This is a genomic window from Synechococcus sp. Lug-A, from assembly GCF_024345655.1.
Lineage (GTDB): Bacteria > Cyanobacteriota > Cyanobacteriia > PCC-6307 > Cyanobiaceae > MW101C3.
In genome coordinates this window covers 1-11,932 of sequence record NZ_JAGQBN010000004.1, presented here as the reverse complement: position 1 = coordinate 11,932, position 11,932 = coordinate 1, and the positions used below count along the sequence as shown (strand labels likewise).

Genomic DNA, 11,932 nt, shown 5'->3' with positions numbered 1-11,932 from the left:
CCCAAACGCATTCCCATCGCAGTTCCAGCCTCGCCACAGGCGTTCTCCCCCGTGGAAACCCCATCCACAGGCTCCCCACGGCCGATTCGGCTCAGCGGCAAGGAACTCTGGCCTTGGCGCCGCGAACAACTTCGCCTCGGCGGAGTTGCCGCAGATTTCGATTGGCTGCTGGATCTCGCCGGCGGAGTGGATGGCCGCTGCCGCCATCGCCTGCGGCTTGAGCCTGAGCTCAGCGTGGATCTGCGATGCAGCCTCGGCGAGATCGAGCGCCTCTGGCGCCGTCATCTGAGCGAGCACATCCCCCTTCAATACCTGGTGGGCTTATGCCCCTGGCGCGATCTGGAGCTTGTTGTGGGGCCCGGGGCCCTGATTCCCCGCCAGGAAACCGAATGGCTGGTGGAACTGGCCTTGGAGCTTGCCGGCGCCCTCGCCCCCGGCTGGCCGCGCCGCTGGGCCGATCTTGGCTGCGGTTCCGGTTGCCTGGCAGTGGCGCTGGCGCTGGCTTTCCCAGAGGCTCAGGGATGGGCAGTGGATTGCTCCCCGGAGGCGCTTCACCACACGCACAACAATCTCCAGCGCGCCCGCGTCCAAGGCCGGGTCGCACAGCTGGAAGGGTCCTGGTGGGACCCCCTGCAGGCCGTCTGGGGGCAGCTCGATCTGGTGGTGAGCAATCCCCCCTACATCCCCTCAGCCGAGGTGAGCCAGCTCGATCCCGTGGTGCGCTGGCATGAACCCCATCTCGCCCTCGATGGCGGTGCCGATGGCCTTGATGCAGTTCGCTTGATTGCCGCCGGAGCTCTCCAGGCACTGGCCCCCGGGGGCTGGCTGCTGCTTGAGTACCACCACGACCAATCCCCCGCCGTGTGCGCTCTGCTCAGCGCGGCCGGTCTGGAAGCGGTTGTTGCCCACAAGGATCTGGAAGGGCATTTCCGCTTTGCCCAGGGCCGGCGTCCGCCCATTCCCCACTGATGGATTCGTTGCCTGCTTCCGGCTCCTCTCTGCCGCTCACCCTCGGGCCAGCGGCTCTGGCTCAGCACCTGGTCGGTGGCGGAGCAGCGGTGTTTCCCACCGACACCCTTCCCGCCCTGGCCACCCAACCCCTTGTGGCCGCCCAGATCTGGCGTCTCAAGCAGCGCCCTGAAGGCAAGCCGCTCATCCTCATGGGGGCAGATCCGGAGCTGTTGTTTGCGGCGTTGCACCAACCTCTGCAGCCGTCCTGGCTGGAGATGGCGGCGCGCTGCTGGCCAGGCGCGGTCACCCTCGTGCTGCCGGCGAGCGGCCCGATCGTTGAGGCCCTGCAGCCCAGTGCGCCCAAGCAGGGAATCTCCCTGGGCCTGCGCATTCCAGCCTGTGCCCCGGCTTTGGATCTGCTGCGGCGCACCGGCCCTCTGGCCACCACAAGCGCCAACCGCTCAGGGGAGCCGCCTTGCCGCACCCCTGTCGAGGTGGCTGCGGTGTTCGGCGGGTTGCCGATCCTGGCTCCGCTGCCATGGCCGTCGATGGAGGGCCAGGCCAGCACGGTGCTTCGCTGGCATCCGGACGATCGCTGGGAAGTGCTGCGGCGTGGGGCTGTGATGCCCATCAACGGCGCGCCATGATGCCGCCATGCTCTGGCTGATCCTGCTGATCGTGTTCCTGCTCACGGGATTCGACGCACTCCTGGAGCCGGTGCTGCGCGCCTTCACGCCGCTCCTCTCCTTGAGCGGCTGGATCTGGCTGCCGCTGATCGCTGGCGGCTGGTTGCTGGCGGGCCGGCGCTCCTGAAAGACGGCGTCGGCTGAGGGGCTTCCCCGTGTGTTGCTTGTCTTGCCTCCTGAGCCGCTGACGTCCTGCAGGGCATAGAGCAAAACAGCATCAAGCGGCAAGGAGCAATGCTGTTGCACAGCACCGGGAAGGCCGGCACGCCGCCGGAACCTGCTGGCCAGAAGGCAACAGCAGTGAGCTTGAGGGCAAAGAGAAGCCGGCTAACGGATTTGAACCGATGGCCTTCGCTTTACAAAAGCGCTGCTCTACCGCTGAGCTAAGCCGGCACGCGTTGAGCTTATCTCTCCCCCAGAGCCCACAGCAGCAGTTGGCTCCGGTTGTTGCAGCCGGTTTTTGCCAGCAAGTGCGACACGTGGCTTTCCACGGTGCGGTGGCTCAAGGTAAGGGCGGCGGCAATGCCTTTGTTGCTTCTCCCATCTTTCAACATGTGCAGCACGCGCCTCTCGGCAGGGGTGAGCACGGGTGAAGTCAGTGTGGCTTCGCTGGTGGCAGGCAAGGGATCCATCGCTGAAGTGGGGCTCATGCCAGGGTTCCCACGCAACCGCAGCTTCGCCCTCGTTGCTGGCCCTGGTTCCCACTTCACGCCGGCGTAGCCCATGGCCAGCGGCTGAAGCCGCTGGCTTGCTCAGGCGGAGGCGGCAGCCGTGCCAGGCGGTGGAGGTAACGGTGTGGGGCGGGCCCGCTTGATCGGCAGGTTGGCCACCAGAGCAGTCACGCGGTCTTCGGTTTCCAGGCTCACATCACCTTCCTCCAGATCGATTTCCACGTAGCGCGACACCACTTCAAGGATTTCCCGGCGCATCTGCTCCAGCAATTCAGGATTCAGATCACTGCGATCGTGAGCCAGCACCAACTGCAGCCTCTGCTTGGCGGTGGCAGCGCTGGCCGGTTGACGTCCAAGCAGCTTGTCGATGAGTTCGCGGAGCGTCATCGGTGATCAGAAGATCTTGGTTTGCATCAAGCGGCCGATCTTGGCCCTCAGCCCTGGTGCTTTCTTGGTGGGATCCACCAGTGGAACGTCCTCGCCCCGCAGGCGCCTGGCCACGTTCATGTAGGCCTGGCCTGCGGGGGAGCGGCTGCCATTGAGGGTGAGCGGTTCGCCGCGGTTGGTCGACACGATCACCTGCTCGTCCTCCAGCACCAGGCCCACCAGCGGCAGGGCGAGGATGTCGGTCACGTCGTCGACGGCCAGCATCTCCTGATTGGCCATCATCTTTGGCCGCACCCGGTTCAGCACCAGCTGCACCGGCTGGATTTCCCGCGTCTGCAGCAGGCCGATCACCCGGTCAGCGTCCCGCACCGCGGACACTTCCGGAGTGGTCACGATCAGGGCTTCGCGGGAGGCGGCCGCCGCATTCTTGAAGCCGTCCTCAATGCCGGCCGGGCAGTCGATCAGTACGAAATCAAAGCGCTCCTCCAGCATGGCCACGATCTTCTTCATGTCGTCGGGCGTAAGCCACTCGAGCATGCGTGGGTTGCCTGCGGGCAGCAGCGATAAATTCGGCTCCTGCTTGTGCTTCACCAGCGCCTGCTCCAGGCGGCAGGTTTCCGCGAGCACTTCCTGCGCCGTGTAGACGATCCGGTTTTCGAGGCCGAGCAGCAGATCCAGATTGCGCAGACCGAAATCGGCATCCAACACGGCGGTTCTGGCGCCTTGTTTGGCCAGGGCGATGCCGAGGTTGGCGGTGAGGGTGGTCTTGCCGACCCCCCCCTTGCCGGAGCAGATGAGGATCGTGCGGCTCGAGGCGGAGGTCACGGCGCTGCCAGGGATGCCTGCAGGTTACGTCCACTTGTGGTCGGCACCCTCCGTACCCGTTGCTGCTGCGGGCGAGACGCTCCTGAGCCCAGTAAAACGGTGCACGTGCTGTCACCTGTCCGATGCCGGATCCGCTCCCCCATCACCAGAGGCTTCTGGTCATGCCCGACGACGGCGCTGAAGCGGTGGTGGCGCTCATTGAAGGGGCCAGGGAGCAACTGCTGCTGAAGCAGTTCAAGCTGGAATCGGAAGCGGTGGAAGCGGCCTTGCTGCGGGCCCATCAACGTGGTGTGCAGGTGCGGGTGATGCTCAATCCTCACACTTCCGGCGGCGATCGTTGGAACGATGCCGCCTACCAGCGCCTGTGTGACTGGGGCATGGAGGTGAACTGGACGAGCGAAGCCTTCCCTGTGACCCACGAGAAATCGATGGTGGTGGACCGCGAGCAGGCCCTGATCGCCACCTTCAACCTGAGTGACAAGTACTTCACCCAGACGCGCGACTATGGCGTGGTGAGCTGTGCCAAAGCTGTGGTGGAGCAGGTGATTGCTGGCTTCGAGGCCGACTGGAACCGCACCTTCTTCTCCCCTGATCTGGCGGTCGGCCTGCTGTGGAGCAGTCTGCACAGCCGCGGCCAGATGGCGCGGATCGTGGATGCTGCCAACGACACGCTGTGGATCCAGCATCCCAAGTTCGTGGATGCGGTGATCCTCGATCGGATCATTTCGGCCCGCGAAAGGGGGGTGAAGGTGCGCGTGCTCTGCGGAGGAAAGCACGGCATCAGTGACTGGGACATTTATGACACCTTCTCATCGCTGCGGGTGATGCAACGCTTCGGTGTGAAGGTGCGGCGGCAGAAACATCTCAAGCTGCACGCCAAGCTGATCCTCATGGATGGTATTGCCGCCCAGACCGGATCCATGAACATCGACCGCAGCGCCTTCGATCTGCGCCGGGAGTTGGGCATCGAGTGTGATGCCCCGGCCGTGGTGGAACGGCTCAAGGCCACGTTCGCAGCCGACTGGGAGCAGGCCAGCCCCTATGCCGCCCCCGACCCGCTCAATCCAAGCCTGCACGAACTGGGTGAACTCCCCCCTGATCCCCACTTCGTGCACGATTGATGCCTGCGTCTGCTCCCGAACCGCACCCGATTCCGTGCCCTGCCGGGCTGGCGCCACCCCCCGGCCTCCGTCAGCTGTTCATCGGCATGCTGCAGGTCGCGCTCTCCTCCTTTGGCGGTGGCCTTTCGGCCTGGAGCCAGCGCATCGTGGTGGAGCAGCGCCGCTGGATGTCCGACCAGGACTTCCTCACCGGCCTCACCGTGGCGCGCCTGTTCCCCGGGCCCAACCAGATCAACATGGCCGTTTACATCGGCGCCAGTTTTCACGGGCTCGTCGGAGCGCTGGTGGCTCTTGCCGGCATGTTGGTGGTGCCATTCACGCTGCTGATGCTGCTCGGCCTCGTGTATTTCCAGGCGCATGAGATCCCGGCCGTGGATCGGGTGCTGGCCGGGGTCGTTGCAGCGGCGGCCGGCATGGCCCTGTCGATGGGCTTCAAGATCCTGCACACCTACTGGCGAGATCGGGTTGCCCTGCTACTGGCTGCGCTCACCTTTGTGGCGATGGCCGTGTTCCATGTGCGGCTGATTCCGATGGTGCTGGTGGCGGGTCCACTGGCCATGGTCTGGTACTGGCCCCGCAGCAGCGCCCAGGAGCCGTCATGAGCTCGCCGTTGGTCTTGCTTTCCTGCGCGACCCCTCCCACCACTCAGCTGGGTGACTTCCTTCAACTGATCTGGACCTTCCTTTCTCTTTCGTTGTTTTCGCTGGGAGGCGGCAACACCCTGCTGGCGGAGTATCACCACATCAGTGTGGAGCAGTTCTGCTGGCTCACCGATTCCCAGTTCTCGGATATCTACGCGCTGGCGGAGGCGGCCCCGGGCCCCAGCTCAATGATTGTGGGGTTGCTGGGCATGGGGGCGGCCTGGAAGGAAGGGCCATGGATGGCGCTCGTGAGTGCCTACGCCGCTGAACTGGCCATTCTCGTTCCATCCACGCTGCTGATGGTGGTCGCCTGCCTCAGCTGGAAACGCCTGGAGCATTCCCCCTGGCGGGTGGCATTTGAGCGCGGTCTTGGGCCGATCACCCTGGGCATTCTCTTCGTGGTGGGCTTCAAGATCCTCAACACGGCCAACCACGGGGTTCCGGGTTATCTCGTTTCGATTGTGGTGTGCTTCCTCATGCTGCGCACGCGGCTTTCGCCGCTGTGGTTCATGGGGGTGGCGGGCCTTTTGGGCGGGCTGGGGATCATCAACCGCTGATGAGCGTGCTGTTCGTCAGTGCTGTCGCCGAACACATGCCAGCCAAGCGATCTTCAGGCCTCCGTCACCGGCCAGAACGGTTCCGCCGGATCGATCCGAATGCTTCCTGCCACCAGCGTGGCCTGCTCGCAGAAGCCCAGCGGTGGTTGATCTTCGGGCCCGCGGGCCACGGCATCGGCGATCCGCAACTGCAGAGGCCGCAGGTGCAAGGCCACGATCCTGGCGTTTGCATCCCCTTCGCAGCCCGCATGGGCAATGCCCCGCAGCCGTCCCCACACGAGCACATGACCCGCGGCGCGTACACGGGCGCCCGGGTTCACATCCCCCAGCACCAGCAGCGATCCCCCCACCTCCACGTGGTCCCCGGCGCGCAGCGTGCCGCGATGCAGGCTGAGTCCGTCGCTGCCGGGCAGCCCTGCGACGGTGCCGCTCGCCTGGCTGTCGCTGTTCCCCGCCGCGCCTGACCCCTCTTCCGAGCTGCGGCTGGAGACAACGGCAAGTCCGATCGCCGCCGCCGCCACCAGCGTTTCCTCGCACCGCCCCTCCACCATGCAAAGCTTCAGGCCATGGCTGCGGAACAACCGCTGGAGCTCGCGCAGCTGGGGCAGATCCAGCTGCCAGGTTCCGCTCTGCAGCACCACCGGCCCCTGCGGTGGTCTGTGCCCCAGAGCGAGGCGCACGTTCTGAAAGGCAGTGGCTGCTCCGTCAGGGGAGGCCGGCAGCAGCATCTGATGGGCGAGGCCGGGCGCTGAAGCCGCAATCAGAACGGCAGCCATCGGTGCGGGCGAAGGAGGACAACTTACCCAGGAGGTCTCGATTCAGCCGATCGCTGCCGGAGCGCTTGCCTCAGCTGCGCGTTGACCTCAGCCGGATGGATCAGCCAACACAGCTCCACCGGTTTGACCAGGCTGCTCACCAATGGCGATCGCTCCTCAAGCGCTTCGAGCGTGTGACCGTCCCATAGCCGCAGCCCACCTTTGTATGGGTGATACCCACGGCTCTGGCGCTGATCGAGCCCGCAACACACCCGTGGGTCGAGGCCGGCGGCGGCAGCGTGGCGCTGGGCCAGTGCCAGCAGCTCCAACCGGCCCTGCGCTGGCAGGGCGCTCACGTCAAGGGCCTTCAACAGCCTGCGCTCCAGCAGGCGAGCGCTCAGCTGCCGCAGGGGCTCAGGTCCGTCCTCGACCCAGCGGAGCAGGTGGTACCCGGTGCGTACGTCATCGTTGGCCAGATAGGTGGAGACATCCAGCGCCGCCGGTTCCCACAGCCAGCGGGCCATCACCGCATCGGCAAACACCTGATCGGGGCGAGCGTCGCGGGCGGCCAGGATCAGCTGCCGCAGCAGCCAGTTGCAGACCACGTTGAGGCGGTGGTTGTAGACGCTGCGGTGCATCAGATTGCGCACCACTAGGTAGTGCTCCACTGCCATCAGGCCTTTGGGATGGATGGCAAGGCTGCGGTCGGGGGCCAGGGTCAGGGCGGCCAGCAGGCGGTCGAGGTCCAGCTGTCCGAAGCAGGTTCCGGTGCTGTGGCTGTCCCGCAGCAGGTAGTCGAGGCGGTCACAGTCGAGCTGGCTGCTCACCAGCGCCGCGATCGAGGGATGCGGATGGCTGCCCTCTTCCAGCAGGCTGGCCACAGCCTCGGCGGTGCCGGGAGCGAACTGCTCCATCGGGCCGCGCAGATCCGGGTGCTCGCGCACCAGCCGGGCCGACCAGCGCTCGTGCCTTAACCCATACATCTCCTCGCCCGAGTGGCTGAGCGGGCCATGGCCCACGTCGTGCAGCAGGGCCGCGGCATACAGAACGCCCTGGGCTTCGAGCAGATCGGGAGCCTGGGGAGTGAGTTCCGCCAGGGCGCGACGGACCAGATGGAGCACCCCGAGGGAATGGGTGAAGCGGCTGGATTCAGCTCCGTGGAAGGTCAGAAAGGCGGGCCCCAGCTGGCGGATGCGGCGCAGCCGTTGAAACGGCACGGTATCGACCAGTTCCATGGCCAGCGCTTCGGCTGGATTGTCACGGTCGAGGCGAATGGCCCCATGCAGGGGATCGTGATACGTGCGGGTGCGTTTCATTCAGGCCAACTCCCCGGCGAGCGTCGCGGCCGCTTCCGCCAGCCAGGTGTCGTCCTCTCCGCCGGGGTTGAGCGGTTCCGGCTCGGGCAGGGGCTGATCGGGGGTGATGCCCAGGCTTTGGATGTCGCGGCCGCTGGGGGTCACGTAGCGGGCCACGGTCACCGTGAGGCCACTGCCGTCGCCCAGCCCGATCAGTGTCTGAATCAGCCCTTTCCCGAAGGTGCGGCTACCCAACAGCTCCGAACGTCCATCGTCCTGGAGAGCCCCGGCCAGGATCTCACTGGCACTGGCTGTGCCGCCATTCACCAGCGTGAGCATCGGCCCGCGGAACAGTTGGCCGGGAGGGGCCTGCCTCTCTTCGCTCAGGCCGCTGCGGGTGCGGGTTTCCACGATCCGCTGGCCATCCAGCAAGGCGCCGGCTACGGCAACTCCGGCATCCACCAGTCCGCCGGAGTTGTTGCGCAGGTCCAGCACAAGCCCTTCCACGCCATGGCTGTCGAAGGCAGTGAGGGTGTCGCGCACCTGTTCGGGCACCTGCTCGCTGAACTGGCTGATGCGCAGGTACCCAAGCCGGTGGCCCTGCGCATTGAACTCGCGCTGCCGCACGGGTTGCAGGTCAACGGTTCTGCGTTCCAGCAGCAGCTGCCGTTCCACGCCTTCGGGTGAGCGCACCAGCAGCTGAACCCGGCTTCCAGCCGGTCCCCGCAGCCGTGCCGCTGTGGCCTCCAGACCGAGTGAGGCGCAGCTTTGCCCCTCCACTTCAAGCAGTGCACTGCCGCTGCCGATGGCCGCCTCGGCAGCCGGTGAGCCATCCAGGGGCGCAATCACCACGATGGTCTGGTCGTTGCCCACCGTCCCAAGCTGCAGGCCCACCCCGCTGACGCTCCCCTTGGTGCTTGAACGAAGAGCGGCGTAGTCAGATGGGCTGAGGAACCGTGTGTAGGGGTCACCCAGCGGGGCCAGCATGGCGGCGATGGCGTCGTAGGCCTCACCACTGCTTTCGATCCTCTGTTCAAGGGCCTGCTGGCGCAACTGGCGCCAGTGCACAGCCTCGAAGCGCTCGGGGTCCACATAGCTCTGGTTCACGAGGCGCCAGGCCTCCACCACCAGTTGCTGCGCGTCGTTGAGGGCCTGCACGGGGGGCGGACACCCCAGCAGAATCAGGGCCAAAGAGGCCGCCGACACCAAGGCCCATGCCCTCTGTTTCAGAGGCCTGCCAGCAATCACGACCGGTCCACGGCAATCGGTAGACTCTCGCAACCCACCGTCCCCTGCTGCATGGCGAACTCGTCTCCGGCTGCCAAGTCGTCCCCTGTGTACGACTGGTTTGAGGAGCGTCTGGAGATCCAGGCGATCGCAGACGATATCTCCTCCAAATACGTGCCGCCCCACGTCAACATTTTCTATTGCCTCGGCGGCATCACCCTGGTGTGCTTTCTGATCCAGTTTGCCACCGGCTTCGCGATGACCTTCTATTACAAGCCCACCGTCGCTGAGGCGTATGCCTCGGTTCAGTACCTCATGACGGATGTCAGCTTCGGTTGGCTGATCCGCTCAGTGCATCGCTGGAGCGCCAGCATGATGGTGCTGATGCTCATTCTTCACGTGTTCCGCGTGTATCTCACTGGCGGCTTCAAGCGTCCCCGTGAGCTCACCTGGATCACCGGCGTCACCATGGCTGTCATCACAGTTTCTTTCGGGGTCACCGGCTATTCCCTCCCTTGGGATCAGGTGGGTTATTGGGCCGTCAAGATTGTTTCCGGTGTTCCTGCCGCCGTCCCTGTGGTTGGCGACTTCATGGTTGAGCTGCTCCGTGGTGGTGAAAGCGTCGGTCAGTCCACTCTTACCCGCTTCTACAGCCTTCACACCTTCGTGATGCCCTGGCTGCTTGCGGTCTTCATGCTCATGCACTTCCTGATGATCCGTAAGCAAGGCATTTCCGGTCCCTTGTGATCTCTGCCTGTTTCTTGCCCCTGCTCTCTGCTTTCCGCCGCCCTCACTAGGTCCCCTCCATGCACATCCTCAAGAAGCCTGATCTGAGCGATCCCAAGCTCCGCGCCAAGCTCGCCAAGGGCATGGGGCACAACTACTACGGAGAGCCCGCTTGGCCCAACGATCTCCTCTACATCTTCCCAGTGGTGATCCTTGGCACCATCGCGTGCGTTGTTGGGCTCGCTGTCCTCGATCCAGCCATGCTGGGCGACAAAGCCGATCCATTTGCCACTCCTCTGGAAATTCTCCCCGAGTGGTACCTCTATCCCGTCTTCCAGATTCTGAGGGTTGTCCCCAACAAGCTGCTCGGCATCGCTCTTCAAACGATGGTGCCCCTCGGCTTGATGCTCATTCCTTTTATTGAGAGCTTCAACAAGTTCCAGAACCCCTTCCGCCGCCCTGTGGCCATGGGTGCCTTCCTTTTTGGTACTGCTTTCACGATTTACCTGGGCATCGGTGCCGCCATGCCGATTGACAAGTCCCTCACCCTTGGTCTGTTCTGAGCCTCTTCCGAGCTCAGCCAATACTCCCCCGCCGCGGCACCAGCCGCGGCTTTTTTATGGGAGAACGGTCCGCTGGCAGGTCCTGGGCCTTCTTCTCTCTTGAGGCAGGCCAGCAACTGCTATCGCCTCTGTTGCCTCGGTTTTGCTCTGGCCTGGGCAGACATGGGTTTGCCTCTCGGTAGCGCGTCTGTAGTGACAGCCACACTCTGCTGCTCGAAGGCCTCCCAGGGGCAGAGGTCCGATTGAGGCTAAGTCTGCTCACGGCTTTGAACGCACCTTCCTGAGCACACTGGCCCTCCCTATGGCTGCGGGCTTCTGGGCCTTATCCGTCCGTCGCGATCAGCAAGCCGGCCCCCGGGTGGTGAGAACCGGAGTAGCGGAGCGGGGATTGGAAGCTGGAATGCGATGGGGCTTGGAACGGCTACCTCCGAAGAGCTTGTGCTCGGCCTCTGGTGCGAACCGGCTTCTCTCAGCTCTGCCAGGAGGGCGTGCGCTGGAGAGGTCTGAGCGGAGTCGTTGCCTTCGTGTGGCACCTGCTGTCTTCTCTCGTGGCTTCAAGCGCGCGGCCAGCGCAACCGTGAGCCAGGGAGCCGCGTGACTGTTGCAAAAGTTCACACTGGACGGTTTGGCTCGTTTCGCAGTGGCTCCTGAGGCTCGTTGAGAGCAGTGGCTGCAACGCAGTCCCACCGCTCTAGTAGCGGGCGAAAGCCTTGCGAGCACAGACTTTCCCGTGCTTGCGGCGAGCAATAGCGAGCAGCTGGCACGCTTCGCGCCATGGGCGGAGGCCTTGGTTGAGGCGGGGGGGTGAGTTTGTGTGCTAGTTTTTTGGACTGCGCGGGAGCCGAGAGGCGAGCGCTGCAGGGCTTACGGAGAAGGAGGCGCGAGCCGACGATGCTGTAAGTTTTGAAAGTGGCTGAGGAAGCCGCGAGAGCCAAACCCTGAAGAAGGGGGAGGCGCACCTGGACAACTAAAAAGTTTAGGAACTGACGCTTTTGCTGCGTCATGACTGAAGGAGGAGAGCGCGGAAGCGCTGCCTTTGGAGGGAGTGACGAACGTGCAGCAAAGGTGTGAGGTCCCGTCAAAAAGAAACAAGCGACTGAGTGAGCTGAGATGTTTCTATTTGCGTTCTCACGATGTGAATAGGGATGCAAGTTTCGGTTTACGAGGAAGCGACCGGATCTGAGTGATTTGGAAAGTCATTGAACATTGAGCAATGAGGCGAAAGCAAGATTGCTTGATTGTAGATGCGCTCTCGAACCCTTCCAAGGAAGGAGGTCACGACTGAAAGCATGAGCTTTGAAGAAGCGATACGCGAGTGTGGTTTTGAAGAGGTTAATGATTTTGGGCGTAGACGGCATTGTTTGCGATCGATGAGTTTAAGAGTTTAGCGAATGCTAAAAGCTTTGATGAATTGATTTAAAGGAACAGTGAATACAACGGAGAGTTTGATCCTGGCTCAGGATGAACGCTGGCGGCGTGCTTAACACATGCAAGTCGAACGAGCCTTCGGGCTAGTGGCGGACGGGT

General features: G+C 63.9%; 14 protein-coding genes, 1 tRNA gene and 1 rRNA gene. 9 read left to right on the top strand and 7 right to left on the bottom strand.

What is annotated here, in order from left to right; translation table 11 throughout:
• Positions 1 to 51: 51 nt before the first annotated feature.
• From prmC to KBY86_RS03975, 3 genes are read left to right on the top strand one after another with little or no spacing between them, the layout of a single operon-like run.
• Positions 52 to 969, top strand: coding sequence for a peptide chain release factor N(5)-glutamine methyltransferase (gene prmC / locus KBY86_RS03985; RefSeq protein WP_255140326.1), 918 nt, complete (start codon positions 52 to 54; stop codon positions 967 to 969).
• A complete protein-coding gene (locus KBY86_RS03980) occupies positions 969 to 1,598 on the top strand; it encodes an L-threonylcarbamoyladenylate synthase (protein ID WP_255140325.1) in 630 nt (209 codons plus the stop codon). Before prmC ends, KBY86_RS03980 begins: the two co-directional genes overlap by 1 nt.
• Positions 1,599 to 1,605: 7 nt before the next feature.
• A complete protein-coding gene (locus KBY86_RS03975) occupies positions 1,606 to 1,764 on the top strand; it encodes a hypothetical protein (RefSeq protein ID WP_198948317.1) in 159 nt (52 codons plus the stop codon).
• Positions 1,765 to 1,958: 194 nt separating this feature from the next.
• Here the strand turns inward: KBY86_RS03975 and KBY86_RS03970 are convergent.
• The 4 genes from KBY86_RS03970 to minD form a co-directional block, all read right to left on the bottom strand.
• Positions 1,959 to 2,030: transfer RNA gene (locus KBY86_RS03970), tRNA-Thr, on the bottom strand.
• Between the two features lie 11 nt (positions 2,031 to 2,041).
• A complete protein-coding gene (locus KBY86_RS03965; protein WP_255140324.1) occupies positions 2,042 to 2,269 on the bottom strand; it encodes a response regulator transcription factor in 228 nt (75 codons plus the stop codon).
• 120 nt (positions 2,270 to 2,389) lie between these two features.
• Positions 2,390 to 2,695: a cell division topological specificity factor MinE gene (minE, locus tag KBY86_RS03960; RefSeq protein WP_094514062.1), complete on the bottom strand. Its 306-nt coding sequence runs from the start codon at positions 2,693 to 2,695 to the stop codon at positions 2,390 to 2,392.
• 6 nt (positions 2,696 to 2,701) lie between these two features.
• Positions 2,702 to 3,520 carry a septum site-determining protein MinD gene (gene minD / locus KBY86_RS03955; protein ID WP_094514061.1) on the bottom strand — a complete coding sequence of 273 codons (819 nt, stop codon included), beginning with the start codon at positions 3,518 to 3,520 and terminating at the stop codon, positions 2,702 to 2,704.
• Positions 3,521 to 3,681: 161 nt separating this feature from the next.
• On the opposite strand from minD, the gene KBY86_RS03950 reads away from it, so the two are divergent.
• From KBY86_RS03950 to KBY86_RS03940, 3 genes are read left to right on the top strand one after another with little or no spacing between them, the layout of a single operon-like run.
• On the top strand, positions 3,682 to 4,641 hold the full coding sequence (locus KBY86_RS03950; RefSeq protein WP_255140323.1) for a phospholipase D-like domain-containing protein: 960 nt from the start codon (positions 3,682 to 3,684) through the stop codon (positions 4,639 to 4,641).
• Positions 4,641 to 5,243 carry a chromate transporter gene (locus tag KBY86_RS03945; protein ID WP_255140322.1) on the top strand — a complete coding sequence of 201 codons (603 nt, stop codon included), beginning with the start codon at positions 4,641 to 4,643 and terminating at the stop codon, positions 5,241 to 5,243. The genes KBY86_RS03950 and KBY86_RS03945 overlap by 1 nt, the downstream gene beginning before the upstream one ends.
• Positions 5,244 to 5,257: 14 nt before the next feature.
• Entirely contained in the window at positions 5,258 to 5,839 is a 582-nt protein-coding gene (locus KBY86_RS03940) for a chromate transporter (protein ID WP_255140321.1), read from the top strand.
• A 53-nt stretch (positions 5,840 to 5,892) separates the two neighbouring features.
• Here the strand turns inward: KBY86_RS03940 and minC are convergent, their stop codons facing one another.
• From minC to ctpZ, 3 genes are read right to left on the bottom strand one after another with little or no spacing between them, the layout of a single operon-like run.
• Positions 5,893 to 6,615, bottom strand: coding sequence for a septum site-determining protein MinC (minC, locus tag KBY86_RS03935; protein ID WP_255140320.1), 723 nt, complete (start codon positions 6,613 to 6,615; stop codon positions 5,893 to 5,895).
• A gap of 23 nt (positions 6,616 to 6,638) precedes the next feature.
• Positions 6,639 to 7,910 (bottom strand): HD domain-containing protein, encoded by a 1,272-nt coding sequence (locus tag KBY86_RS03930; protein WP_255140319.1) that lies wholly within the window; start codon positions 7,908 to 7,910, stop codon positions 6,639 to 6,641.
• A complete protein-coding gene (gene ctpZ / locus KBY86_RS03925) occupies positions 7,911 to 9,119 on the bottom strand; it encodes a carboxyl-terminal processing protease CtpZ (RefSeq protein WP_399221120.1) in 1,209 nt (402 codons plus the stop codon).
• A 69-nt stretch (positions 9,120 to 9,188) separates the two neighbouring features.
• Here ctpZ and petB point away from each other — a divergent pair, with 69 nt between their 5' ends.
• From petB to KBY86_RS03910, 3 genes are all read left to right on the top strand, one after another.
• Positions 9,189 to 9,863 (top strand): cytochrome b6, encoded by a 675-nt coding sequence (gene petB / locus KBY86_RS03920; RefSeq protein ID WP_094514048.1) that lies wholly within the window; start codon positions 9,189 to 9,191, stop codon positions 9,861 to 9,863.
• 59 nt (positions 9,864 to 9,922) lie between these two features.
• A complete protein-coding gene (gene petD, locus KBY86_RS03915) occupies positions 9,923 to 10,405 on the top strand; it encodes a cytochrome b6-f complex subunit IV (RefSeq protein WP_094514044.1) in 483 nt (160 codons plus the stop codon).
• A gap of 1,433 nt (positions 10,406 to 11,838) precedes the next feature.
• Positions 11,839 to 11,932 (top strand): 16S ribosomal RNA (locus KBY86_RS03910); the annotation flags it as partial.